The 24,940-nt window shown below is 62.4% G+C and carries 27 protein-coding genes; 16 read left to right on the top strand and 11 right to left on the bottom strand.

Annotated features, from left to right (window positions below; genetic code table 11):
• The first annotated feature begins 118 nt into the window (after nt 1-118).
• Nucleotides 119-1,933 carry a helicase C-terminal domain-containing protein gene (locus tag ACERJA_RS05960; protein WP_373607332.1) on the top strand — a complete coding sequence of 605 codons (1,815 nt, stop codon included), beginning with the start codon at nt 119-121 and terminating at the stop codon, nt 1,931-1,933.
• Nucleotides 1,934-2,180: 247 nt separating this feature from the next.
• On the opposite strand, the gene ACERJA_RS05955 is transcribed toward ACERJA_RS05960, so the two are convergent.
• A complete protein-coding gene (locus ACERJA_RS05955) occupies nt 2,181-3,320 on the bottom strand; it encodes a class I SAM-dependent methyltransferase family protein (protein WP_373607331.1) in 1,140 nt (379 codons plus the stop codon).
• Complete coding sequence (locus ACERJA_RS05950) at nt 3,313-4,452, bottom strand: 60S ribosomal export protein NMD3 (RefSeq protein ID WP_373607330.1); 1,140 nt, start codon at nt 4,450-4,452, stop codon at nt 3,313-3,315. The genes ACERJA_RS05955 and ACERJA_RS05950 overlap by 8 nt, the downstream gene beginning before the upstream one ends.
• Nucleotides 4,453-4,777: 325 nt before the next feature.
• Here ACERJA_RS05950 and htpX point away from each other — a divergent pair, with 325 nt between their 5' ends.
• From htpX to radA, 4 genes are all read left to right on the top strand, one after another.
• The gene (htpX, locus tag ACERJA_RS05945) at nt 4,778-5,659 is read left to right on the top strand and encodes a zinc metalloprotease HtpX (RefSeq protein WP_373607329.1); all 882 of its coding nucleotides are present in this window, start codon (nt 4,778-4,780) and stop codon (nt 5,657-5,659) included.
• A gap of 24 nt (nt 5,660-5,683) precedes the next feature.
• Nucleotides 5,684-6,289 carry a hypothetical protein gene (locus ACERJA_RS05940; protein WP_373607328.1) on the top strand — a complete coding sequence of 202 codons (606 nt, stop codon included), beginning with the start codon at nt 5,684-5,686 and terminating at the stop codon, nt 6,287-6,289.
• 291 nt (nt 6,290-6,580) lie between these two features.
• Nucleotides 6,581-7,777: a PQQ-binding-like beta-propeller repeat protein gene (locus tag ACERJA_RS05935; RefSeq protein WP_373607327.1), complete on the top strand. Its 1,197-nt coding sequence runs from the start codon at nt 6,581-6,583 to the stop codon at nt 7,775-7,777.
• A gap of 133 nt (nt 7,778-7,910) precedes the next feature.
• Entirely contained in the window at nt 7,911-8,942 is a 1,032-nt protein-coding gene (gene radA, locus ACERJA_RS05930; RefSeq protein WP_006066108.1) for a DNA repair and recombination protein RadA, read from the top strand.
• Nucleotides 8,943-8,955: 13 nt separating this feature from the next.
• On the opposite strand, the gene ACERJA_RS05925 is transcribed toward radA, so the two are convergent.
• The 5 genes from ACERJA_RS05925 to ACERJA_RS05905 all read right to left on the bottom strand — a co-directional run bounded on the left by ACERJA_RS05925 (nt 8,956) and on the right by ACERJA_RS05905 (nt 12,391).
• Complete coding sequence (locus ACERJA_RS05925) at nt 8,956-9,225, bottom strand: HalOD1 output domain-containing protein (RefSeq protein WP_373607326.1); 270 nt, start codon at nt 9,223-9,225, stop codon at nt 8,956-8,958.
• Nucleotides 9,226-9,476: 251 nt separating this feature from the next.
• Entirely contained in the window at nt 9,477-9,896 is a 420-nt protein-coding gene (gene sufU / locus ACERJA_RS05920) for a Fe-S cluster assembly sulfur transfer protein SufU (RefSeq protein WP_373607325.1), read from the bottom strand.
• Nucleotides 9,897-10,081: 185 nt separating this feature from the next.
• Nucleotides 10,082-10,330, bottom strand: a complete 249-nt coding sequence (locus ACERJA_RS05915) for a hypothetical protein (protein ID WP_006066111.1) — start codon at nt 10,328-10,330, stop codon at nt 10,082-10,084.
• A gap of 112 nt (nt 10,331-10,442) precedes the next feature.
• Nucleotides 10,443-11,081: an HD domain-containing protein gene (locus ACERJA_RS05910; RefSeq protein WP_373607324.1), complete on the bottom strand. Its 639-nt coding sequence runs from the start codon at nt 11,079-11,081 to the stop codon at nt 10,443-10,445.
• A 65-nt stretch (nt 11,082-11,146) separates the two neighbouring features.
• On the bottom strand, nt 11,147-12,391 hold the full coding sequence (locus tag ACERJA_RS05905; RefSeq protein ID WP_373607323.1) for an aminotransferase class V-fold PLP-dependent enzyme: 1,245 nt from the start codon (nt 12,389-12,391) through the stop codon (nt 11,147-11,149).
• 245 nt (nt 12,392-12,636) lie between these two features.
• On the opposite strand from ACERJA_RS05905, the gene ACERJA_RS05900 reads away from it, so the two are divergent.
• A complete protein-coding gene (locus ACERJA_RS05900; RefSeq protein WP_373607322.1) occupies nt 12,637-13,617 on the top strand; it encodes an ABC transporter ATP-binding protein in 981 nt (326 codons plus the stop codon).
• Entirely contained in the window at nt 13,614-14,489 is an 876-nt protein-coding gene (locus ACERJA_RS05895) for an ABC transporter permease (protein WP_373607321.1), read from the top strand. Before ACERJA_RS05900 ends, ACERJA_RS05895 begins: the two co-directional genes overlap by 4 nt.
• Before the next feature lie 28 nt (nt 14,490-14,517).
• Here ACERJA_RS05895 and ACERJA_RS05890 read toward each other — a convergent pair whose 3' ends face one another.
• The 3 genes from ACERJA_RS05890 to ACERJA_RS05880 all read right to left on the bottom strand — a co-directional run bounded on the left by ACERJA_RS05890 (nt 14,518) and on the right by ACERJA_RS05880 (nt 17,373).
• A complete protein-coding gene (locus ACERJA_RS05890) occupies nt 14,518-14,808 on the bottom strand; it encodes a DUF424 domain-containing protein (protein ID WP_373607320.1) in 291 nt (96 codons plus the stop codon).
• Nucleotides 14,809-14,814: 6 nt separating this feature from the next.
• The gene (locus ACERJA_RS05885) at nt 14,815-15,675 is read right to left on the bottom strand and encodes a tetratricopeptide repeat protein (protein WP_373607319.1); all 861 of its coding nucleotides are present in this window, start codon (nt 15,673-15,675) and stop codon (nt 14,815-14,817) included.
• A 69-nt stretch (nt 15,676-15,744) separates the two neighbouring features.
• Nucleotides 15,745-17,373, bottom strand: coding sequence for an FAD-dependent oxidoreductase (locus ACERJA_RS05880; RefSeq protein ID WP_373607318.1), 1,629 nt, complete (start codon nt 17,371-17,373; stop codon nt 15,745-15,747).
• 250 nt (nt 17,374-17,623) lie between these two features.
• Here ACERJA_RS05880 and ACERJA_RS05875 point away from each other — a divergent pair, with 250 nt between their 5' ends.
• From ACERJA_RS05875 to ACERJA_RS05840, 8 genes are all read left to right on the top strand, one after another.
• On the top strand, nt 17,624-18,574 hold the full coding sequence (locus ACERJA_RS05875) for an extracellular solute-binding protein (RefSeq protein WP_373607317.1): 951 nt from the start codon (nt 17,624-17,626) through the stop codon (nt 18,572-18,574).
• A complete protein-coding gene (locus tag ACERJA_RS05870; RefSeq protein ID WP_006066120.1) occupies nt 18,571-19,389 on the top strand; it encodes an ABC transporter permease in 819 nt (272 codons plus the stop codon). Before ACERJA_RS05875 ends, ACERJA_RS05870 begins: the two co-directional genes overlap by 4 nt.
• A complete protein-coding gene (locus tag ACERJA_RS05865) occupies nt 19,386-20,450 on the top strand; it encodes an ABC transporter ATP-binding protein (RefSeq protein ID WP_373607316.1) in 1,065 nt (354 codons plus the stop codon). The genes ACERJA_RS05870 and ACERJA_RS05865 overlap by 4 nt, the downstream gene beginning before the upstream one ends.
• A 66-nt stretch (nt 20,451-20,516) precedes the next feature.
• Complete coding sequence (gene thpR, locus ACERJA_RS05860; protein ID WP_373607462.1) at nt 20,517-21,074, top strand: RNA 2',3'-cyclic phosphodiesterase; 558 nt, start codon at nt 20,517-20,519, stop codon at nt 21,072-21,074.
• A gap of 157 nt (nt 21,075-21,231) precedes the next feature.
• Nucleotides 21,232-22,200 (top strand): hypothetical protein, encoded by a 969-nt coding sequence (locus tag ACERJA_RS05855; protein ID WP_373607315.1) that lies wholly within the window; start codon nt 21,232-21,234, stop codon nt 22,198-22,200.
• Between the two features lie 149 nt (nt 22,201-22,349).
• The gene (locus ACERJA_RS05850; RefSeq protein ID WP_006066124.1) at nt 22,350-22,502 is read left to right on the top strand and encodes a 50S ribosomal protein L39e; all 153 of its coding nucleotides are present in this window, start codon (nt 22,350-22,352) and stop codon (nt 22,500-22,502) included.
• Nucleotides 22,503-22,504: 2 nt separating this feature from the next.
• Complete coding sequence (locus ACERJA_RS05845) at nt 22,505-22,783, top strand: 50S ribosomal protein L31e (RefSeq protein ID WP_006066125.1); 279 nt, start codon at nt 22,505-22,507, stop codon at nt 22,781-22,783.
• Nucleotides 22,784-22,785: 2 nt separating this feature from the next.
• Nucleotides 22,786-23,451 (top strand): translation initiation factor IF-6, encoded by a 666-nt coding sequence (locus ACERJA_RS05840; protein ID WP_373607314.1) that lies wholly within the window; start codon nt 22,786-22,788, stop codon nt 23,449-23,451.
• Nucleotides 23,452-23,502: 51 nt separating this feature from the next.
• On the opposite strand, the gene ACERJA_RS05835 is transcribed toward ACERJA_RS05840, so the two are convergent.
• On the bottom strand, nt 23,503-23,814 hold the full coding sequence (locus tag ACERJA_RS05835) for an ASCH domain-containing protein (protein WP_006066127.1): 312 nt from the start codon (nt 23,812-23,814) through the stop codon (nt 23,503-23,505).
• A 108-nt stretch (nt 23,815-23,922) separates the two neighbouring features.
• Between ACERJA_RS05835 and ACERJA_RS05830 the strand changes: the two genes are divergently transcribed.
• Entirely contained in the window at nt 23,923-24,876 is a 954-nt protein-coding gene (locus tag ACERJA_RS05830) for a DUF6159 family protein (protein WP_373607313.1), read from the top strand.
• The last annotated feature ends 64 nt before the right edge of the window (nt 24,877-24,940 follow it).

The following is a 24,940-nucleotide window of genomic DNA, read 5'->3' as shown; positions in this document are numbered from 1 at the left end:
ACTACCCGCAGGTAAACACCGCCTACGGTCGACTTCACGGACCGATCGTGTACTGTGACAGTTCATGGTGAGCAACGGTCCGTAGCCTTTAGGATGCGGCCGCGCCGTGGAACGAACGGTGAATCCCGAGCGGATCTTCGAGGAGTTTCCCGCGCCGAGCTACCGCGGGACCCAGGAACGCGCCCTCCGTGACATTCGTGACGCCTTCGCGGCCGGCAACGACGTCGTGCTTGTGCGGGCTCCAACGGGAAGCGGCAAGTCTCTGCTCGCCCGTGCCGTCGCCGGCTGTGCCCGTCGCGTCGACGAGGCTGATCCCAGCGACGCGACCGGGGCATACTACACGACCCCACAGGTCTCACAGCTCGACGACGTCGCGGCAGACGATCTGCTGGCGGATCTGAACGTCATCCGTGGGAAGTCGAACTACACCTGCATTCTCCCCGACGAACGGGAGACGCCGGTCAACCAGGCCCCCTGCGTTCGCGAGCGCGGCTACGACTGTTCGGTCAAGCATCGCTGTCCGTACTTCTCCGACCGGGCAATCGCTTCGAACCGAGATATCGCGGCGATGACGCTCGCCTACTTCATGCAGACCGCCGGCAGCGAGGTGTTTCGAAAACGCGACGTCGTCGTCGTCGACGAAGCCCACGGCCTCGCCGAGTGGGCCGAGATGTACGCGACGATCCAGCTCGGCCCGCGAACGGTGCCGTTCTGGGACGACCTCCGCGTCCCCGTCGTCGACGACCTCGAGCGCGCCGTTCAGTACGCCGAAAACGTCGCCCAGATCTGTACACGCCGGAAAGACGACCTGCTCGCCCAGGAGTCGCTCTCGGCAGCCGAGGTCCGCACACGCGATCGACTCCAGGAACTCATCGGCGAACTCGAGTGGTTCGTCTCGGATTATCGCGACCCACAGAGTCCGACGACGTGGCTGGTCGACCAATCCGAGCCCTCGAGTGCGCGGACAGAGCGCCGCGACGAGGACGACGACCCCGCGGGCGGGCCGCTGACGATCAAGCCGATGAGCCCCGAAAAGTATCTCCAACACACGGTCTGGGATCGGGGCAACAAGTTCGCGTTACTGTCGGCGACGATCCTCAACAAGGCGGCGTTCTGCCGACAGGTCGGTCTCGACCCCACAACCGTCGCGCTGGTCGACGTCGAACACACCTTCCCCGTCGAGAACCGGCCGCTGTACGACGTCACCCAGGGGAAGATGACCTACGACCAGCGCTCGGAGACGACGCCGAAAATCGCTCGCACGATCGTCCGACTCATGCAACACCACCCCGATGAGAAGGGCTTGATCCACGCCCACTCCTACAGCATTCAGGAACGGCTCGCCGAGTTACTGGCCGACTTCGGCGTCGGCGACCGCGTGCGGACACACGACCGAGACGGCCGCGACGCCGCCCTCGAGGAGTGGAAAGCCAGCGACGGCTCCGACGTCTTTCTCTCGGTCAAGATGGAGGAAGCGCTCGACCTCAAAGGCGACCTCTGTCGCTGGCAAGTGCTCTGTAAGGCCCCGTTTCTCAACACGGGTGACTCCCGGGTCGCCCACCGACTTGAGGACGGCCAGTGGGCGTGGTACTACCGGACCGCGCTGCGGACCGTGATTCAGGCCTGTGGCCGCGTCGTCCGCGCGCCAGACGATTACGGGGCAACGTATCTGGCCGACTCGAGCTTACTGGATTGCTTCGACCGCGCGCGGACGGACATGCCCGACTGGTTTGCGGTGCAGGTCGACCGAATGAGCCAGCCGGAGCTGCCAGCGTTCGACCCATCCGCGGCGATCGCTGGCGACAGTGGTGGGACTCGAGGCGGCGGTGGCGAGCGAACGGACCGCTCGCGGCGGACGCGCTCGCGTTCTCGGCGGTCGGGACGGTCGGCATCCTCGAGTCCGCTGGCCGACGTCTGGGATACGGACGGCTAATCGAGCGTTCTGGATTTCGAAAGAAACACGAGTCTCGTGGCGGTGAGCTGTCGCTCCCCAGGAGCGGTCGCTGGTCGAAAACCGATTCAGAACGCCGCGAGTGCGCCCCAGGCGACCATCGAGGAGACCATCAGGAACGCGAACGTCAGGGCGATGAACTGGTTTTTGTCCATATGTGGTATCACTCACTCCGCCAGCATGAATGTCACGACGTTCAGCCGCCAGTCGGCACCCAATAGCGTCGGCGCTACTCGAATCGGGCGTCGACGACGACGTGCTCGACGCCGGCGCTGTGACTCTTGACACGACGTTTCTCGAGGATCTCAAGGTCCCTGCCAGCCGCCTCGCCCGCCGCCTCGAGGCGCGCTATCGGTCGATCCCAGAGCCGCGACTCCGGGGTCGCCTCGTGGTAGTGGACGACGCCGCCGGGGACGAGCGCCTCGAGAGCACTCGGCAGGAACTCGTGGGCCTCGTCGGTCCGGGTTCCGTGGGCGTCGTCGTCCGACTCGTCCGCACGGCCGTAGTACCCCATCACAATCCGGTCGGCGTCGACCTCGCCGGCGATCTCGCGGCAGTCGGTCATATAGGCGTCGACCCGATCGGTAACGTCGTTCAACATGGCGTTCTCGAGCAGGTAGCGAAAGGCCGTGGAATTGAGTTCGGTTGCCGTCACTCGCGCGCCAGCCCGTGCCATCGGGAGGGTGAAGTAGCCGATGCCAGCGAACATGTCGAAGACGTGCTCGTCTGGCTCGACGTACTCGCCCATTCGAGCGCGTTCGGCCTGATTCCCCGGCGAGAACATGACGTTCGCGGGATCGAGCCCATAGCGCGTTCCGTGTTCCGTGTGGATCGTCTCGGTATCTCGCGCGCCAGCAAGCAGACGCGTGCGTGGCTCGCGATAGGTGCCAGCGTCGCCGTCGTTTGCGATCCCTTCGTCTGCCAGCACGCTGTCGGCTTCGCCGTGGATCTCGAGCAAGGCTTCGGCCAGCGCCGTCTCGTCGTGACAGTCGTCGGGCACCGTTAGGAGGATCACCGAGCCGATGACGGCCCACGAACCCGGAACCGACTCGAGCGCGTCATCGGTCCACCCTCGGTCGGCCAGCATGGCCTCGAGATCCGGGTTTCGAGGCTCGGGCTCGAGTTGACGCACGACCTCGAGGACGCGGGTGTCGGTCGGCGGCGCCGTCACGGGAAGCGCGACCCGCTCGGGGCCGTCCTCGCGGACCCGTCTCGAGTCGTCGTAGACGCCCTCGGCGCGAAGCGACTGCATGGCTGTTTCGGTGCGTGGCTTTGCGACGATCGCAGCAAGCGGTGCGTCGGGTTCCGCGCCGACGTGCTCGAGGGCGTCGTCGACCGGCAACGCTGGGTCGTCTTCGTTCTCACGCATCAGTTTCGTCGGGAAGGATGTGCAATCCAGCGCGGCTCTTCAGCACAGGCACCGTTTCGGCGTTGGGATCGAAGTAGTCCGGACGCGCGATGGTTTTTGCCCGATAGCTTTCGGGGTCGAGCACCTGGACGGCGTTGTCGTCCTCGACGGTGACAACCGTGGCGTCGACGGCGTCGTCGGCCTCGCCGAGTTTGCGCGCGTCGGGCGAGTCTCCTTCTTCGTAGCTTGCCTCGTAGCGCTCGCCGGTCGTCAGTCGGACGCCTTTGAGATTGCCTCGAGCGCTGCGGACGAGTACCGGTCCCTCGTCGTCGTCCGCGAGGTCGATGACGTCGCCCGGCGGGTACGGCGGCAGGCGGACGGCGAACGTCACCCGATAGACCTCGTTGCCGTCGGAGTCTTCGGTGACCAGTGTTTCGGCGTCGTTGACGGTGCCGCCGAACTCCTCAACCATCTTGTTCGAGATCTTCTTGCCGATCTTGTTGGTCGAGATCTTGATGTTCAGGCCGTCGTCGACCTCGCTGACCTCGGTGACGAAGGCGTTTCGGTCACCTGTCGCCTCCATCTCCGCGACGATCTGATTGGCGATCTCCTTGGCTCGGTCGGTCTCCTCGCTCGTCGGGGTTCGGTCCTCGGCGCGGATCTGGACGATACTCGCGTAGTAGTCGCCGGAGATCCGGCCACAGCGGGTACAGGTCTGGCGAGCCATCCTGACCGGGACCATCACCTGCTCTTCGACCGGCGTTCCACGGACGACGCCCGTGAAATAACAGTGCATCCGGATCGTGTTCGGGTCGATCTGTTCGGGTTCGACCTGCCAGGCGACGTCTTCGACGTCGACGTGGACGGCTAGCGCTTCGCTGACCTCTTCGATGGCGATATCGGTGTAATCTTCCGCACCAACGTCGACCCATCGGTTGCCACGATAGACGGCCCCACACTGGGCACAGACGCGAACGTCGATCCGATCCGGCGCATCCACGAAGTCGAAATCATCGAAGTAACACGCATCGCAGAGTTCGACCTCCGAACCGGGTCGAAGGGGATCCGCCGCAGACTCGTCGTTCGCGTCGCTCTCCGACCGCTCAGGTACCGTGTCCCCACATCGGGGACAGAACGCACGCGATTCTTTCATTGTTCCCAGTTAGTGGCTCACGGAGTTAAACGGCGTGTTCCACTCGCCGCCAAACTCGGCTGGGCTCTCACCCCAGTCAGTCTCATACTCGAGTCGCCAGTGCTCACACAGTCGTGTCACAGAGATGGAGGGCGAACGCCCACGACTCCAGTCATTGTTCACTGACAGTTTCGTGTTCTAATCGTGTCAGACGGCGTCATGTCCCGTGGTCTCCATGTGAAACGAAGGGGTTGTGCACACGGGTTGTAGATGTGATTTCAGCCCGTCATGTTCCGTGGCGGTCGTGTCGGTGACACTTATTCGTCCGGCCCACCTCATTCGAGATATGAACTGGCAGGCAGACTGGGGGCTTCGGTTTCGGATGTTCCTGACGATGTTTCTGTTGTTTGCGCTGTACATCGTCTTTGCTGGGGTGATCACCGCCTACATGGGTGGCGGACTGATGGTCTTCGCGTTCCTGTTCGGCGGCATGTCGCTGGTCCAGTACTACTTCAGCGACACGCTCACGCTCAAGAGCATGGGTGCGAAGACGGTCTCGGCCGACGAGTACCCACAACTGCACGGCTCGATCGAACGCCTTTCCCAGCAGGCTGATCTCCCCAAGCCGAAAGTCGCGGTCATCGACTCGGACGTCCCCAACGCCTTTGCGACCGGCCGGAACCAGAAAAACGCCGCCGTCGCGGTGACGACGGGACTCATGCGCACGCTCAATCAGGACGAACTCGATGGAGTTCTCGCTCACGAACTCGCCCACGTGAAAAACAGGGATATGATGGTGATGACGATCGCCTCTTTCCTCTCGACGATCGCGTTCATGATCGTCCGCTGGGGGGCTTTTTTCGGCGGCGGGAATCGCGGCGGCAAGGGCGGTGGCGGCGTCGTCGTTGCGATCCTCGTCTCCTTGCTCGTCTGGATCATCAGCTATCTGTTGATTCGAGCGCTCTCGCGGTACCGCGAGTATTCGGCCGACCGCGGTGCAGCCGCGATCACCGGCAACCCCGCGGCGCTGGCCTCCGCGCTCATGAAAATCTCCGGGCAGATGGACAAGGTCCCGAAAAACGATATGCGCGAGGAAGCCGAGATGAACGCCTTCTTTATCATCCCGATCAAGTCCGGCATCGTCGGTCGCCTCTTTAGCACCCATCCGCCGACCGAGCGACGGGTCGAACAACTGCGCGACCTCGAGCGCGAGATGCAATCGTTCTAAGGGGTCGCCATCCTCTGTCATCGTATGGGACTGCTCGATGGACTCCGCGCCGTCCTCGGCTTGCGCGCCGAGACGGACGCCAGACGTGACGCCGATCCGGACGACCTCTTCGGAATGAGTACTGCCTATCTGACGATGGAGGCCGACCTCGGCTACGACTCGCTCGACATCGGCGCGCTCTGTTTCTCCGGTGTCGACTCGAGGAGCTTTCGAGACGCCGTCGACGAGGTCGAAGCCATCCTCGAGGCGGGCCGCGAGGAAACTGGCACCGAGTTCTCCGTGAGCAGCGACGACCACGGCTACCACTGGGTCGTCCTCGAGGACGACAATCCCGAGGATCTCATTACGAGCATGCATTTCGCTGCGGACACGTTCATCGAGCACGGCTACGGTTCGCGGCTGCTTGCGGCCGTCTTCGCGTATGAAGACCGCGACGGGCCAGCCTACTGGATCTACTCGTTCCGTCGCGGAGCATACTACCCCTTCGCGCCTCGACCCGGCCGCGAGCGCGCCTCGAGCGCGGAGTTCACACTCGAGTCGACGCTGGATGGCGAACTCGAGATCGAACGCGAGAAAGAGTACTGGTACCCATTGTGGCCGAGTTCGGGCGGGACACATCCCTGGGAGTGAACCGCCAGCGGGCCAGCTGCGCTGCAACGGTAGTCGATACCAAATTCTGTTGGCATCACCGGTATTAGTTCTGACTCCATACACGATTGTACGGCAGGAACCCTCTATCATCATCAACTGCGCCATACACCAGTTGTTGCCCCCCCTTTTCCTGCCGGGCCGTTTCGTTCCGTCCAGTCACTGAGTCGTCCAGTTTGTGATCAGAGTGGCAACACCAGCCGAGGAACGAGCGTTCTCGCCCGTCATCCGGTGTCGCATCCATTATACCGATCCGTTCGGTATCTCCATTCAGTGACAGACTGGAACCAGTTCAAAGGCGATCCCCAGCACTCGGGGCTGCGGCGTGATCTCGAGGGTCCCCAGCGGATCGCAGAGTGCTGGACGGCCGACCTCGTCGGCGCGGCTGGATCACCGGTACTCGACCGCGATACCGTCTTTGTCGGGACGAGCCACGGGAATTGTTACGCTTTCGAACGCGAAACCGGGCGCCGGCGCTGGGTGTTCGAGACGACTGCGGCGACCGACACGGCACCAATTGTCACACACGACCACCTGTATCTCGCGACAGGCGAGGGCGTCGTCTACGCCCTCGAGCCCGCGACTGGCGAGCAGCGCTGGACGGCCGACCTTCCCGGCACACTCGACTCTGCACTCGCGCTGTCGGGAACGGTGCTCTATGCTAGCCATACAGCCGGACTCTCGGCGCTCGAGGCTGACAGCGGCGAACTCGTCTGGACACACGAGACCGACACACCTGTCGTCGGCGCGCCGGCCGTCGACAGCGACGAGGACCGCGACCGACAGGGGGGCTGGGGACAGCGCCCGGACCCCGACCAGGAGATCGACCTGCTGTCGCTCGATGACGCCCAGATGGACGTGGATGGCGACCAGACACACGACAGGAACCAGGTTTACGTCGGCACCGCTGATGGGACGGTTCTGGCCCTCGAGGCGACGACTGGTGAACCATGCTGGGATGCCCCGACCAACGGCACGGTCGTCGACGGGCCGACAGTCGTCAACGACCGGGTGTACGTCGCCGACGACGACGGGACGCTGATCGCGTTTCACACCAGCAGCGGGCAGTCGTGGTTCACCTACGAGATACAAGGCTCGTTTACGTCCTCACCCACCGTCCTCGACGAGATCGATTCGACGTACGTCGGTGCCGCAGACGGCTATCTCCACGTCACCGACACGACGTTTGGCCGCCGGAAACTGCGGGGCTGGCTGTTTTCGAAGAAGGGCGTCGCCCTCGATGGCCCGGTCACCTCCAGTCCCGTGATCGTCGGGGAGATCCTCTGTATCGGCGATTCGACCGGCTCGCTGTACGGGATCGACGTCTCCGATGACTGTGACCTGTGCTGGCACCACGGACTCGAGGGAGCGATAACGAGTACGCCTGCAGTCGGCGACGGCCAACTGTACGTCGGCAGCGACGAGCAACTCACCTGCCTCGAGTGGCAGTCCGGTGACCGCACGCCCTGACGGGAGTCGACAACTGCGCCTTTCTACATAATTCCGCGGACGACCAGCTCAATCACCGCGCCGCAGTCGTGCACTTTCACTTTCACTCCCCTGTTAACGAGGGTTTATACAGGGTCCGGCACAACGACTGAGTATGCCAGACGCAGACCTCGAGACCCTCCCCGGTGTTGGACCCGCAACCGCAGACAAGCTTCATGACGCTGGTTTCGACTCGTTCCAGAGTCTCGCCGTCGCGTCACCTTCGGAACTGTCGAACACAGCCGACGTCGGCGAGTCGACGGCCGCGGACATCGTTCGCGCCGCTCGTGACGCAGCTGATATCGGTGGCTTCGAGACCGGTTCGACTGTTCTCGAACGACGAAACGAGATCGGCAAGCTGAGCTGGCACATCGACGAAGTCGACGACCTGCTCGGTGGCGGTATGGAAACCCAGTCGATCACCGAAGTCTACGGTGAGTTCGGCTCCGGGAAATCGCAGGTCACCCACCAGATGGCCGTCAACGTCCAGCTTCCCAAGGAAGTCGGTGGCCTTCACGGCTGTGCGATTTTCGTCGACAGTGAGGACACGTTCCGTCCGGAACGGATCGACGACATGGTCCGCGGCCTCGAGGATGAGGTCATCAACGCAACGCTCGAAGATCGCGAGATCGAGGGCACTGCGGCCGATGAGGAGGCAGTCGATGAGCTCGTCGACGACATCCTCGATAAGATCCACGTCGCAAAGGCGTTCAACTCCAACCACCAGATGCTGCTAGCCGAGAAGGCGAAGGAACTGGCCGGTGAGCACGAAGACTCCGACTACCCCGTTCGACTGCTGGCGGTCGACTCGCTTACGGCACACTTCCGTGCGGAGTACGTTGGTCGTGGCGAACTCGCGGACCGACAGCAGAAGCTCAACAAACACCTCCACGATATCGACAAGGTCGGTAACCTCTACAACTGCGCCGTTATCGTCACTAATCAGGTTGCCTCGAACCCCGACTCCTACTTCGGCGACCCAACCCAGCCGATCGGTGGGAACATCCTCGGACACAAATCGACGTTCCGAATCTATCTGCGCAAATCCAAAGGGAACAAACGAATCGTTCGACTCGTCGACGCCCCGAACCTCGCCGACGGCGAGGCCGTCATGCGCGTCGAAGACGGCGGACTGAAGCCGGAGTAACGACTGCCCGTTTTCACGACTCGAGTGAGACCGTGACTGAATCGCCGTACTCGACGAGCACCCTGTAGCCACAGTAGCTGAAGGCGATCTGTCCGGCTCGGTTTACCGTCCGATCACGTTTCGACGGTGAAAACGCCGTCTCGAGTGCGTCAGGATTGACCACCTCCCACAGCGGCGGTAACTCGAGGACGTCGACACCTTTCGCGTCGGCGACTGCTGTGACGATTGCGTCGGTGACCGAGTCACGGTTGCCGTCCCGTTTCGACGAACCGGTGCTACTCATCGAACATCGTATGACTCGAGTTAGCAAAAACCTATCTCTGAACAGTGCAGTGGCCACACTGGCTGGCAGAGCCGTTTGCACACAAGTCAGCAACTACGACACAGCCGGGTCCGAGCGGGTTTGCCGTCGGTCGGAGAGCGAGTTAAAACTGTTTGATCGGGCCGCTCTCGTGGGCAGTCGGTCACTATGACGGCCGCGAATCCGCGACCGATTCCGGAGTGCGTATCCATCACTCCGTTTTGTCGACAGGATCAGTCTTCGGTCGTCGTCTTCTCGACATCGAGTTCGCCCTGATAGATCTCCGCGCCGTCCTGGGCAACCTTTTCGGCCAGAACGGCACACTTGACTCGCATTGGCGAGATATCGACACCGAGCATATCGACCACGTCGTCACGGTCCATCTCGAGTAACTCATCGACCGTTTTGCCACGAAGCTTCGTCGAGAGCATACTCGCAGAGGCCTGGCTGATCGCACAGCCGTCGCCCGAAAACGCAACCTGCTCAATTGTCTCTTCGTCGTCAGCGAGTTTGACGTCCATACGAATCTCGTCGCCGCACATCGGGTTTTCGCCGATGTGAGTAAACGTCGGATCCTCGAGTTCCCCGTAGTTCCGCGGGTTCTTGTAGTGGTCGAGGATCTGCTGTCTGTACATATCCGAGCCCAGTCCCATTGGTATCCTCGAGTAGCACTGAGAGTTGTAAAAGGGTTCCGGGGCACACAGTATCTCGTTACCACGAATGGTTACGCAACTTCACCGTACGAAATGATAAACGGTTCTCTGTGGAGACAATCAGGTATGGATCTCCACTGTGAGAACACGCTGTCGACACGTCGAACGGTTGTTGGCCGATGCTGCTACGGCGACCCCTGATCGACTGGGGGGTTGAGATAACAGGCATCGATGATGACGAACACACCGATCGGTGCTGCGATGAGCATCGCCTGCACTATCGATACGCCCAGTACACTCGCCGCGACCAGTGCAACCGCAAACGCAACCGGGACGATCACGAGATGAAGATCGTACCGGGTTGCCGCGGCGAGAACGTCGACCAGTGCGTCGAACGGGTCCCGTTTGGGACGACTAATTGGTTTCTCGTACATTATTCTCACCTCGGCACTCCCATGTACAACTGGTGGGTCCAAAAATCCTGTGTGAGTTTGTTGTTGTTCGTTACAATTGCGCGGCGGTCTCTCTTCGGGAGGCCGGGGGCAGCTATCGCTCCCCAGTCAGTTCTCCCGCGAACTGTTCTGTATACTCGCGGACGAACCGGCCACGACGCTCCGCAACGGCCCGGCCGACGTCGGTGTACATCCGATCCGGAAGGTCGAGGATCTTCTTGTGGAGATGGTTGTACTGCGTCTGGCCGGCCGACGTATCGTCGTCGGCAACCGGCACCTCGGGATCGTACAGCGAGGTTCCGAGCGCACCCCCGTGGGCGAAGACGCGAGCGATACCGACCGCGCCGAGGGCATCGAGGTTGTCCGCGTCGCAGAGGAGTTTTGCCTCGAGCGTCTCCGGATCGATCTCGTTCGAGTACCGATGTGAACGCACACAGTGTTGTACGTGCTCGATCGTCTCTGCGTCCGCGCCAACGCCCTTGAGAATCCGGCCCGCCTCCTGGCTCCCCCAGATCGCATGGTCGTCGATCTCGCCACGGTCTTCCCGTTCGCGGCCGATATCGTGGAGAACGACCGCAAGGCGCACGACTCGCCGGTCTATCGACGCCGACTGTGGGTGGCGCTCGAGCAGTGTCTCCGCGAGCGTCTCGACACGCCTGACGTGGTGCCAGTCGTGTGCCGGTGGGGCGTCATCGAAGTACGAGCGGGCCTGAGTGCGGACTGCCTCGAGCATGACGTCGTGTTCTGGCGACGGACAATAAACGACCGGATCGCGAAAACGCAGTGTAGACGGCGTCGCTATGCGAACAGCTGCCGTGCGTCGTCCAGTGCGGCGATCAGTGTGTCGACTTCGTCGCGTGTGTTGTACACGTAAAACGACGCGCGAGTCGATGCCGGAACGCGGAGTTTGTCGTGTAGCGGCTGCGTACAGTGGTCGCCCGCTCGCACGGCGACCGTGTGATCGTTCAGGATCGAGGTCAGGTCGTGGGCATGGACGCCCTCGAGATTGAAACTGACCAGCCCACCGCGCTCGGGACCGCCTTCGGGACCGTAGATCTCGACGTCGCCTTCAGCCTCGAGCTGGTCGTAGGCGTAAGCTGCGAGCTCTTCCTCGTGGGCCTGTACGCGCTCCATACCAAGGTCCTCGAGCCAGTCGATTGCGGCGTGGAGTCCAACAGCTTCGGCGATCGGCGGCGTCCCGGGTTCGAACTTCCAGGGGAGCTCGCCCCAGGTCGAGTCCTCGAACGTGACTTTACGGATCATGCCGCCGCCGTAGAGGTAGGGCTCGAGGTCCTCGAGCAGGGCTTGCTTGCCGTAGAGAACGCCGATGCCGGTTGGGCCAGCCATCTTGTGCCCCGAGAAGGCGTAGAAGTCGGCGTCGATCTCGCCGACGTCAACAGGACGGTTTGGGACGGCCTGTGCGCCGTCGATAAACGAGAGCGCGCCGTGTTCGTGGGCGAGATCAGTGAGTTCGGAGACGGGATTGACCGTCCCCAGCGTGTTCGAGACGTGCACGGCCGAGACCATCGCGGTATCGTCGCTGATCAGTTCGCGGGCATGGTCCATATCTAGCCGGCCGGTGTCGTCGACGCGGATGTACTCGACGTTTGCACCCGTTCGCTTGGCGAGCTGTTGCCACGTCACAAGCGAGGCGTGGTGTTCCATCTCCGTGAGGATGACGTCGTCACCGGGCTCGAGTTCGTGCAGACCCCACGAGTAGGCAACCAGATTCTCGCTTTCGGTCGTGTTTTTCGTGAAGATAACTTCCTCGCGCCCCGCAGCGCCGATGAACTCGGCGACGCGGTCGTGGGCCTCCTCATACGCGATCGAGGCCTCTTGGCTCAGGTGGTGGATGCCCCGGTGGACGTTCGCGTTGGACTCACGGTAGTAGTCGCTCATCGCGTCGACGACCACATCGGGGGTCTGGGTCGTCGCCGCGTTGTCGAGGTAGACGACCTGCTGGCCGTCGAACTCCCGCTCGAGAATGGGGAACTCCTCACGAATCGCCTCGACATCCAGCGGCTCGAGGTTCTGCTGACTCATTATGTAGTCAGAGGTATCGCAGACAAAACACTCCTTCGGTCTCGGGCATCGAGGCGGATGGAATCGTCCACTCTCGACCTGCAAGCTGTGGGATCTCGCCGTCGGTTCGAGGGCGCCAGTGGCGACGGTGCTGGCTATGGCGAAAACGCACACTTTGAGGGTGTTAGCGCCGGTGTTGAAGGAGTTTCGGAACCTGAAACTGCGGCCCGTCGATTATATGTGATTCCTGTGTATGTGCCAACAAGATGACCGCGATCGAAACGACTGGGTTGACGAAAACCTACGGTGAGTTGACCGCCGTCGACGACCTCGATCTGACGATCGAAGACGGCGAAGTGTTCGGCTTTCTGGGCCCAAACGGGGCGGGGAAGTCGACAACCATCAACATGTTACTCGACTTCGCTCGCCCGACATCGGGATCGGCGACAGTGCTCGGTTACGACGCTCAGGACGAGGCAGACGAGATCAGCCCCCGTGTCGGTGTCCTGCCGGAGGGGTTCGACATCTACCCGCGACTCTCTGGCCGTCGACATATCGAGTTCGCAATCGACACCAAAGACGCCACGAACGACCCCGAGGCGATCCTCGAGCGCGTCGGCCTCTCGGTTGAGGACGCCGCACGGCCGGCTGGCGACTACTCCAAGGGGATGCGCCAGCGCCTCGCGACTGGGATGGCACTGGTCGGCGACCCCGACTTGCTGATTATGGACGAGCCCTCCTCCGGGCTCGACCCCCACGGGATCCGTGAGATGCAAGACCTCGTCCGCGCGGAGGCCGACCGCGGGACGACCGTCTTCTTCTCGAGTCACATCTTAGAGCACGTCGAAGCAGTCTGTGATCGTATCGGCGTATTGAATGAGGGCACGCTCGTCGCTGTCGACACCATTGAGGGGCTCCGAGAGTCGCTTGGTGACGGGGCGACGATGGAACTCACACTTGCCGACGCTGCCGACGGCCATCTCGAGACCGCTCGTGGCGTTGCTGGAATCACTGCCGTCGCCGCCGCTGGACAGACGCTCGAGTGTTCGATCGCCGATCCGGCGGCGAAAGCGACCATCGTGACTGCGCTCGACGCCGCGGGCGCAACGATTCAGGATCTGCGAATCGACGACGTCTCGCTCGAGTCGCTGTTTACCACACTCACCAACGGTGAGGGGGACGCTGGGGTGCAGGCAACTGACGACACAGTGGCTCCCGAGGCCGTGGCCACGGAGGTAGACAAATGACCACACAGATCACGACTGTTGCCCGCAAGGAGTTCGAGGACGCCGGCCGATCGAAACTGCTCTGGTCGCTGATCGGCCTGCTCGTCGGGATCGTTGTCATCGGCTATACGGCGATCTGGTATACGGCCGACGACGTGACAGCGGCTGAGGTGCTTGGCTTCCTTGGCTTCCCACTGCAGACGATCGTGCCGATCGCCGCGCTGATCGCCGGCTACATGGCCGTCGTCGGCGAGCGTCGCTCGGGCAGTATCAAACTCCTGCTTGGCTTGCCGCCGAACCGTTCCGATATCGTCTTCGGCAAACTGCTCGGACGGATGGCTGTCGTCGGCACGGCCGTCGTCCTCGCCTTCCTCGTCGCACTCGTGTTGGGCGCGGCCTTTTTCGGCTCGGTGCCGCTTGCCGATTGGGTCGCCTTTGGCGCAATCACGCTCCTGTTCGGCGTCGCCTTCGCGGGCCTCGCAGTCGGCGTCTCCGCTGGTGTTTCGACACGGGGCAAGTCGATGGCGCTCGTCGTCGGCCTCTACATGCTCTTTGTCGCACTCTGGGAACTCGTCACTGCCGGGCCGTACTACCTGCTCTACGACGAAGGGCCGCCGGTCGAAGCCGAAACGTGGTATCTCGTCCTCGAGCAGTTCAACCCGATGTCCGCCTACACGACGCTTGCGAGCAACGCCATCGACGGCGAGGTGTTCCCCTTTACGTTCCAGTACGGCCTCGAGGATTTTGAAGCGAGCCAACTGACGCCGGCCGAACGGTACGCAGGTGACGCGCCGTTCTACCTGCAAGATTGGTTCGGCGTCGTCGTCTTGCTGTTCTGGCTTGTCGTCCCCGTCGCTATCGGCTACTATCGGTTCAGAAACACTGATTTGTAGTCCACAACCCGCTCTCTGCTTTCGCGTGCTACAGCCACAGCAACTGCGCGTGCAGCGTTGGCCCAACCTCGAGGACGTTCGCCTCGTCGACGAACCCGTTCTCGACGGCGAGTTCGACAGCTTCCGTGCCGACGATGTTGGCGACAGTCGCTCGAGCGAGGCTGTCGACGACGACGTCTTCGTCGACTGTCTCGCCGCCGTAGAACTCCTCGGTGACGGCCAGCGAGATCCCCTCGCTCTCAAAGGTCTCGCCGAGGACGGCCTCGTCACAGACGGCGACCAACAGCCCTTCTGGTGTCTGTCGTTCGTTGACGATCATCCGTCGTTACTCGAGTTCCCACTCGTCATCACGGTCTGATGCGCGTCCCGGATCCGTGATGTCGACCCCGCCCTGTTGTCGCTCGGACTGCTCATCGACGTCGGGAGGGGTGTGACCTTGCATCTCCTTTCGCTGTTCGATCATGCGCTGTTCGGCTTCTTCACGCATCTCGTTTGCTTCCTCGGCGATCTCCTCGGCTTCGTCGTACTCGCCCAGTTCCTCGAGAATCTCGGCTTTCTCCTCGAGGACTTTGGCGTTGCGCAGTCCCAGCCGAATGGCGTTGTCGATACAGTGGAGTGCCTCCTCGGCCAGGCCACGCTCCGAGAGGAAAAAGGCGCGATTGAACCAGCCTTCGGCGAAGCGCTCGTCGATTTCGACGGCGCGTTCGGCGTGCTCGAGAGCCTGTGTCGTCTCGCCGAACTCCCAGAGTGCGTAAGCGAGGTTCGTCTCGGCCGTCGCGGCGTGTTCGCTCTCGCCGTCGATTCGAATCGCCTCGCGGTGGGCACCGATCGCCTCGTCGTACTCCTCGAGTTCGGCGTGGGCGACACCTTTGTTGACCCAGGCCTCTTGTGCGAGACCGTCATCCTCAGCGAAGCGGGCGGTCCGCTCGAAGGCCTCGGTGGCCTGTTCGTAGCGGTTGATCTGCATGTAGTTCAGCCCGACGTCGAGCAACTCGCTCGCATCGACCTCGTCCTGATTGATGGTCCGTTCATCGAGCGTGTCAGCGAGGACGCGGGAGTCGACCGGGTCGACCTTCGACGGATCGACGTTCAGTTCCGGTGGATCCAGATCGAACTCGTCGTAGGTGTCCTCGAAGCCCTCTCCTTCGGAGAACTGGTGGTCGCGATTGCCCTCTCGGTCAGTCATTGCCAGACGTTGGCGACGACGACTGTTAAGGGCTGCGACCCGGTATCGGCTCTGCGCCTGAGAGACGCTTCAGAGCCGGCTGCTGAGCCGTCTGGTGACGCCTCGAATCGAGTGGGTCACGTCACCGGGATGCGGGAGTCCGAGCCGATACCGAAACCGGTCCTGTCGCTTGAACGGCTCGAATACGGCTGGCTCCGTAAGCTCCCAGGTCGCGACCGTTGCCTTCCGCCCGTGTCGTTCGAGGATCGCGTTCGCTGCGCGGCGACCGGCTTCGTTGGCCGACTCCATCGAGGCCAGATCCGAGTTCGTCCGCACGTAGTCGCTTGCGAGTGTGAGATTATCGATCGCCGGGTCGGCCGATGGTCGGTTCGCTAACGCGCCGACGGTGTTGATTAGCAGTGGCGAGCGGTTCTCGACGCCACCGTCGTCGCGTTCGACGATCGCCGGATCGAGGAACCAGTCGACGAGCATGTCGTCGTCCAGCATCGTCTCGGTCACGTTCAAGTGGGCTTTCAACTGCGCCCAGATCTCTGTTGCAATCTCGTCGCGCGTACACGATCTGGCTGGCTTCTCGTGGAGCATGCCGGGTGTATCCCAGTCGGAGGCGATCACCGAGAGGACACCCTCGACCGCGTCGGGACCGTGATCCGCGACGTCGTACCCAGTCCAGAACTGCCGCTGTGAGATCGATGTCAGCGCCCACGGCGCGTCGGCGTAGACCTGGTGGCCCCGCGTCAACTCGACGTCTTCGGTCAGGTAGAACTGGATCCCGTTCATCCACGCCGTTTCGAGTTGACTGATCCGCTCGAGTTCGGGTGCGAGACGCCTCATCTTTCGTGTGAGGAACTCGGTGGCGATCTCGACTGGAACAGCGAGGACGTACTCGTCGGCTGTGATCGTCTCCCCGTTGGCCAGCGTGACGCCGGTGATCCGGCGCCCATCGAACTCGAGTTGCGTCGCTGGCGTGGCCGGTCGGAGGTCGACGTCGAGCGCCTCGAGATGGCGGACCCATGGCTTGATCCAGGCCTCGCTGGTCGGTCCGTTCAGGACGCGTTCGGTCGGCTGGGTGGGATCGAGCTGGCCGAACAGAAGCTGCAGATAGATAGTCCCGATCGTCCGAGTGCTCCCGACCTGGGGCCGGAGCGCAACGAGTGACTGGGTCGCGTAGGCGAGGCGATCACGAAACTCCTGTGAGCGGTTGTCGGCATCGATGAACTCCCACCAGGAGATGTCGTCGAGCTCACCCTCGCGTCGCTCGTCACAGGCTGTCAGCAGATACAGGAGTCGTTCGAGCAGAAAGCGAACGTCGTCGTCGGGCAAGTCCTCGGCAAAGGCCGGGCGCAGTGCCTCGAGCCACCCACGCAGCGAGTTGGGGGTCCGCGTCTCGGCGATCCGGCCCGGGCTGTCGGCGTTCGCGATAAGTGTCGCTTCGGTCTCGACGAGGTTTTCGGCGACGGTCCCGGTTCCGTCAGGGATTCGCTCCATCGTCTCGATGACGTGCTGGTAGAACGCTGGGAAGAACCGAAAGCCGTGCTCACCGTGTAGCGCCTTCGGATCGTCCGTGATCGGTACCGATCGGGCCTTTCCACCGAAGCGGTCGTTGGCCTCGACGACGGTGACGTCGAACCCGCGCTCGGCGAGTTCGTGCGCTGTGGTGAGGCCACCGATCCCACCGCCAAGTACGACAACGTCGGTCATCATCGTATGCAAGTGTCGTACCAATATAATCGTCGGCCCTAACAGCCTTCACGTAACCGACACCGGTAACCGAGTGCCTGACGGTCGGCGCTCGGCACGGCAGTGTTGGCGACACGAGCCGTCCGTCCAGCGAGCTAACCTAATCGTGACACACGCTCACTCTCGCTGAACAAGTAATTGTTTGTGGTTACATTACTGTGGATTAGGAATTGGATATGGTTATATGAACGAGGAAAACAAACTGAGACATATGGCTCTTGGTGGCGATTATGATGGGGACGGCGTCAGCCGCCGTACAGCTCTCGCCACGGCGGGTAGCCTCGTCGGCATCGGTGTCGCTGGCTGTTTGGGAACTGCGACGTCCTCGGTACGTGTGCTTTCGGCTGGCAGTCTCGCACAGACGTTTGAATCCCACATCGGCCCGGCGTTCGAGGACGAAACTGGAATCTCGGTTCACGGAGAGTACTACGGGGCCAACGCGGTGATGCGGATGGTCGAAGACCGAACCAAACAGCCCGACGTTATCGTGAGCGCCGATTCGACGCTGCTCCGTGATCGTTTGTACGGCGAGTTCACCGACTGGGACGTCGAGTTTGCGACCAACAGTCTCGGGATCGGATACAACGCGGAGACGACGTTTGGACAGGGCCTCGAGGACGGCATCCCGTGGTATGAGCTAGCCCTCGAGACTGACGACGGCGAGCTCTCGATCGGGGATCCGGATCTCGACCCGCTGGGCTATCGCGCCGTCCAGGCGTTCGAGCTTGCTGAGAACGAATACGGCCTCGAGGGGTTCCAAGACGAACTTCTGGAGCGCGTCTACGAGGAGCCCGAAGAGCCACAGATGATGGCAGGCGTCGAAAGCGGGTCTCGAGCGGCGTCGGTCGTCTATCACAATATGGCGGTCGATCACGAGATGCCCTTTTTCGAATTTCCCGACGCGTACAGTTTCGCAAACCCCGAACTGGCCGACCACTACGCGACGGTCGAGTTCACGACGGATGAGGAGGGATACACTGCTGAAGGGCGGCCGATACTGTACAACGCCACGGTCAACGACGAGGCAGACGACCCCGATGCGGGCCACCAGCTCGTCCAGTTTCTCATCGACAACCCGGACCTGCTCGTCGATGCAGGACTCACCGTTAGCGAGAGCCTCCCGCGTCCGGAGGGGTCGCTTCCGGAGGCAATCGACGTATGAGCCTCTCCAGGCCGCCCCTCTCTGGCTACTCTCGGCGAATGCCGGAGCTCCTGCTCCCAGCCGTCCTCGGTGGGGTGATTCTGCTCTACTTTGCGATTCCGTTCGTCGCGTTCCTGTCCCGGACCGGGATCTCAAACGTCGTCGCTGGACTGTCGACGCCGGAAGCGCAGGTGGCGATCCGGAACTCGCTGCTTACGGCCCCCATCTCGACGGCAATCGCGACCGTGTTCGGCGTCCCGCTCGCGTACGTACTCGCTCGCACGTCGTTCGTGGGTAAGCGTCTCGTGGAGGCGCTGGTCGTGTTGCCGCTGATCATCCCACCGGTCGTCGGCGGTGCAATGTTGCTGACGGCCGTTGGCCGGTTTACACCGATCGGCGCGGCTGCTGCTGCCGTCGGGATCTCGCTTACGGACAGTCTCCTCGGTGTCATCCTCGCACAGACGTTCGTCGCCGCGCCGTTCGTCATCATCACCGCCAGAGCTGGCTTCGGAGCCATCGACGAGCGGTTAGAACAGGCCTCACGGTCGCTGGGGTACGGGCCGCTCTCGACGTTCTGGAACGTCTCGATTCCGATGGCTCGTGGGGCGATCGTCGCGGGGATCGTCCTGACGTTCGCACGGGCGATCGGGGAGTTCGGTGCGACGATGATGGTCGCCTACAACCCACGAACGATGCCGACCCGCATCTGGGTTGACTTCATCGCCGGCGGGATCGACGCGATCGTCCCGCTGGGGCTTGCACTCCTCGCCATTACGCTCGTCGTCCTCGCAGCAGTCCAGCGACTTGGACGGGTCCCGACGGTGGTCGACGAATGATCCTCGAACTCGAGCAGCTCTCGCACCGATACGGCACCGAACTGGCCGTCGACGACGTCTCGTTCGGCCTCGAGTCGGGTGAGTTGGTCGCACTGCTCGGCCCGAGTGGCTGTGGAAAGACGACGATCGTTCAAGCGATCGCCGGCCACGTTCGACCGACAACGGGCCGAGTGGTGCTTCGCGGCGACGACGTCACCGACACCCCACCCGAGACACGCCGCGTCGGTATCGTCTTCCAGCAACCGACGCTGTACCCACATATGACTGTCAGTGAGAACGTCGCATACGGGCTCAAAGCACGCGATATCGAACCTGCTCGTCGTGACGAACTCGTGACCGACTACCTCGGGCTGGTCGATCTCTGCGACCAGCGGACCGCCGCTCCCTCGGAACTGAGCGGTGGCCAACAGCGCCGCGTGGAGTTGGCTCGAGCGCTGGCTCCACAGCCGGACGTCCTCGTCCTCGACGAGCCGCTGTCGGCGCTCGACCGAACGTTACGTGAACAGCTTCGAGATGAGATCGCACGCATCCAGCGCGAAACCGGTGTCACGACACTCTTCGTTACTCACGATCAGGAGGAGGCGATGGCGCTTGCGGATCGGCTCGTGGTGATGAACGACGGGCAGGTTGCTGGCGTTGGGCAGCCACGAACGCTCTACGAGTCGCCACCAACGCCGTTCGTGGCGTCATTTCTCGGCCGCTCGAACACGCTCGCGGCGACCGTCGTCGACCAACACCCACTCACGATCGCACTGGGGACACACGAGATCAGACTCGACAGCACGACGCGTGAGCTGCCAGCTGGAACGCCGGTCACGTGTCATATTCGCCCGAAAGACCTCTCGCTTCGGTACTCTGCGTCCCCCGGGACGACGCCGTCGCTGCCGTGTGAAGTCGTCCATGTCGCGGATATCGGCCGTCGGTACGACGTGACCGTGCAGTCCATAACGGGTGACGAACTCGTCGTCGAGCAGTCCGAACCCCCGAACGAAACTGGCGAGACGCTCTGGGTCGAGTTCTCTTCGGACAGCATACAGCTATTCGGTCCCGACACCTGTTGACCGACCCCGATGGCCGTGGTCGCCCCCACCGTCACCATTGAGTACACCGCCAGCGATGGCTCGAGTATGCGACTGTTCGTCAGTGTCGACCTCCCAGACGACCTCACAGAAGCGGTCGCCGACCTGCAAGCCGAGTTCGAAGACGCAAGTGGGCTCAACTTCACCGATCCCGAACAGACCCATGTGACGCTGAAGTTTCTCGGCGACGTGGATGCGGATCAGCTCCCGGCCCTCGAGCGCGAACTCGAGGCTGCCGTCGCCGACGCCGACGTCGATCCGTTCACCGTCCGGTACGGTGGCCTGGGGGTCTTTCCCGACCTCGAGTACATCAGCGTCGTCTGGCTCGGTACCGAAACGGGTGGCGAGGAACTCACACGGCTCCACGAGGCGATCGAGCACCGAACGACTGACATGGGGTTCGATCCGGAGTCACACGAGTTTACGCCCCACGTCACGCTCGCACGCATGAAGCATGCTGGCGGGAAGGAGCTGGTACAGGACCTCGTTCAAGAACGTGATCCAACGATCGGCAAAGTGCGTGTCGACGAGATTCAGCTGACCGAGAGCACTCTCACGGACGAAGGGCCGGTGTACTCGACGGTCGAGTCGTTCTCACTCGAGTAGCTGTCTCGGTCGCGGGCGAGTGTCGACTGCCGACTCACTCGAGTGGATCTCGGCCGTCCTGACTTAACTTGGTCGGCACCTGCAAGTCAAACTCCCATTCTGGTCACTGGTGTAGTATCTACGGAACGATGGCGACTGGACCGCACAGCGCTCAGCCGTGACTCCCTCGCTTCGAACCCACCGCTCTGCGGATGGGGCGAGACGAATCGTCTCTCGTCGAGAGCTGCTTGCATCGGTCGGCGGTGCGACTGCGGTCTCGACGCTGACTCACCGTTTCGACGAGCAAGCCGTCGACGACACACCGATTCACGTCCGCATCTATCCCGGCCCAGTGGCGCTTCGAGCCTGGGTCCGATACGGGTTCAACGGCATCCGAGACGATTGGCCGCCACCGTTTCGAGATGCTCGTTCGGCGATCGAAGATGCGTTCGACCAGGTCCTCGCGTACGCCCACGAGCGCTCGCGGCTCGAGGGACTCGAGGCACGCGTCGACCGCGGCACGCTGGTTCGCTTTCCGTTCTCGGCGACGCCACGGTCGTCGGAGGCGCTCTTCCCGTCACTCGAGACGGTCCTCGAGGTCTTCGACGATCGCCTCCGGGAGCGAAACGCTCTCACTGGATCGACCTGCCATCTGCTGTTTTGCTGGGCACCGTTTAATTACCGGCTCGGCTACGGCGGGACGCTGTCACCGAACGCACTGGTCGGAAACGACACCGAAGGAACCACTGGAGACGCCGGAACCGTCGCCAACCTCGGTGCAACCGAGTTCTGGGACTCGCGGGCGGTGACACGGAATATGGCGATCCACGAGACGCTACACACGTTCATCTCGTCCAGCGTCGCCGAGACAGTCGGCGGCGCTGGCTGTGACCACAACCTCGGGACTGCGGTGCGAACCGACGACGACACGATGCGCGTGTCGCCGATGGCGACCGCCTACGCCGGACCGGACGAGATCGGTGGTGGGACTCGCTGGCACGGACGTGGCTGTGGCAATCACGACGATTTCCACCATCACGACGGCTACGAGGGTGTTGACAACTGGTCGTACACGACGTCTCTCAGCGAAGCCACGCTCGAGGCCGTCACGCGCACGCTTGAGGAACACGTCGATCGAACCCAGTGAGCTGATCGATGCGGTGATCGCACAAGCGCGATTGGGTGGACAATGAGTGGCAATGGCTATGATACCACTGACTGTGTGGCTGACAGTACGGTGTGCGTGTCTTCGAGATGGACAAGATTTTAAGCCACCGCGGGCTACGTCCGGCTACTATGGGTAAGAAATCGAAGGGCAAGAAAAAGCGTCTTGCCAAACTCGAGAACCAGAACAGCCGCGTTCCGGCCTGGGTCATGATGAAGACCAACATGGAAGTGCAGCGAAACCCGAAGCGACGCAACTGGCGGCGCAACGACACTGACGAATAACAATGAGTGCAAGTGATTTCGAGGAACGCGTTGTAACCGTTCCACTGCGCGACGTCAAGAAGGGAGCCAACCACGAGGCCGCCGACTACGCGATGCGACTCATCCGCGAGCACCTCGCGAAACACTTCGCGGTCGACGAGGACGCCATCCGTCTGGACCCCTCGATCAACGAGACGGTCTGGTCGCAGGGCCGATCAAACCCGCCACGGAAACTCCGTGTTCGCGCTGCTCGCTTCGATGAAGACGGAGAAGCCGTCGTCGAGGCCGAGGTCGCCGAGTAAATTTGAAGCGTCTCGCTTTCGCCGGGTCGGCTTACGTCGGCGTCTTCGCCCGTGCGACCGACTCGTGCGTGCTCGTCCGCCCAGACGTCGACGACGACGTCATCGCTGACCTGACCGACGAACTCGAGGTGCCCGTAATCGGGACGACCGTCGGCGGTTCCTCGACGGTCGGCGCGTTAGCGACGGGCAACGAGAACGGGCTGCTCGTCAGCGCCCGTGTGCTCGAGTACGAACGCGAACGACTCGAGGAGGACGTTGACCTCCCCGTTGCGGAACTCCCGGGGAACATCAACGCCGCGGGGAACGTCGTGCTCGCCAACGATTACGGCGCGTACGTCCACCCCGACCTTCCACGAGAGGCGATTCAGATCGTCAAAGACACACTCGAGGTCCCCGTCGAACGCGGCGACCTCGCGGGTGTCCGAACCGTCGGCACGGCCGCGGTCGCGACGAACGATGGTGTGCTTTGTCACCCTAAAGCGACCGACGAGGAACTGGACGTCCTCGAGGACGCCCTCGACGTCCGCGCCGACGTCGGCACTGTCAACTACGGTGCCCCACTCGTCGGCTCCGGACTGATCGCCAACGACGCCGGCTACGTTGTCGGATCGGATACCACCGGGCCAGAACTGGGCCGGATCGAAGACGCCCTGGGCTATCTAGACTGATCGCGGTCGGTCGCGTCTCGTTTCTGGTTGCCCAGCCGTTTTTCATCCCGTCTACTGCGTTTTAAACCGGTGTAGGACGACCTCGCTGTCGTCATCCCACTCGAAATTATCGTGCGCTCGCTCGAGCAGCTTGCGGTAGGCCTCGAGGTCTGCCATTCCTTCAGCCTGGGCGTCCTCGTCGGTCAAATCCCCGAGCGTGCGCTCGGTGACATCGGTAACTTCGAACGTCGTCTCGTCGATCGTGAACGTATCGCCCACGTCGGCATACTTGTGGCCACGATGGATCTGGGTGACCTCGCCCTCGAGGACCTGGGTTTGCATCCGTTCACTTGGCAACAGTTCGCTTGGCTCGAGTTCGCTCATACCGGAGCGTATCACTCGCTGGACAAAACCGTTTGGCCAAACTCGGATGGCTGTCAGCGCTGCAATCAGTCGTCAAGGCTTATATTCGCAGCTGCTGATACCTCACTCATGTCCCTCCAATCAGTGTTCGCCCGGTTTCGAAACGGGTTTGCGATCGCGAAAGCGTCGTTCGGGGTGCTTCGACGCGAGAGGTGGCTGCTTGCGTTTCCGTTGCTGTACGGACTGACGTGGATTACAGGGCTGGTCGTTCTCGTCGTTGGTCTCGCTGTGGCCCTCTTTGGAACCACGTTCGGACTGGCGGCCATCGAGCAGGCCGGTGCTCTCCCCGATGGTGGCGGCGAGACGGCGATGACCGTCCTTGGCGTCATCGCCTCGTTTCTCGTTATGTTCGCCGCGACGGCGATTGCGACCTTTTTCAGCGCCGCCCTCGTCCACTCGGTCGGCAACCTGTTCCACGGTGAGCCAACGAGTCTTCGCGATGGCCTCGCTGGTGCCTGGGAGTCCAAACGGACGATCCTCATGTGGGGTGTCGTCGGCGCCGTCGTTGGCCTGATTTTTCAGGCCCTCGAGAGTCAGGATGGGTGGGGTGCCCAGATCGTCAGAGCGATCGCCGGTGCGGCATGGTTCATGATGACGTTCTTCATCGTCCCCGTAATCGTCTTCCAAGACGGTGGCGTTCGGGAGTCGTTGCGCGACAGCGTGAGCCTCTTTCGCGACACCTGGGGTGAGGCCGGTGGAGTCAGCCTCGGTGTGGGGCTAGTGACTGTGCTGTTGGGCGCGCTCGTCGTTGCTGGTGGGATCGGCGCACCACTGTTGCTAGTCGCAACCCCCGAATCAGTGCTCGTGTTCACGGTCATCCCGACTGTGGTGGCGCTGGGCGGACTCGTCGTCGTCCACATCGCCGCGACGGCGATCGCGAAGACGGCACTGTACCAGTATGCAACCGACGGCGAGTTGCCACCCGAGTTCGACGGTATCGACCCCGACCAGATCGTGAAACCAAAACGCGGCTCGAGTGCGCTCTCGAGTGGCCCGCCGGGCCAACAGCCTGGACAGATCTGACGGCGTTCGCTCTCGCGTGGTCGCTTGTCGGCCCGGAACACCAGTGTCGCCCCTCCAATCTGGT

This window comes from Natronorubrum sp. A-ect3 (genome assembly GCF_041821125.1).
In the GTDB taxonomy this organism is placed as follows: domain Archaea; phylum Halobacteriota; class Halobacteria; order Halobacteriales; family Natrialbaceae; genus Natronorubrum; species Natronorubrum bangense.
Note: the sequence above shows the minus strand (reverse complement) of the source record. Positions and strands in the feature narration are given on the sequence as shown.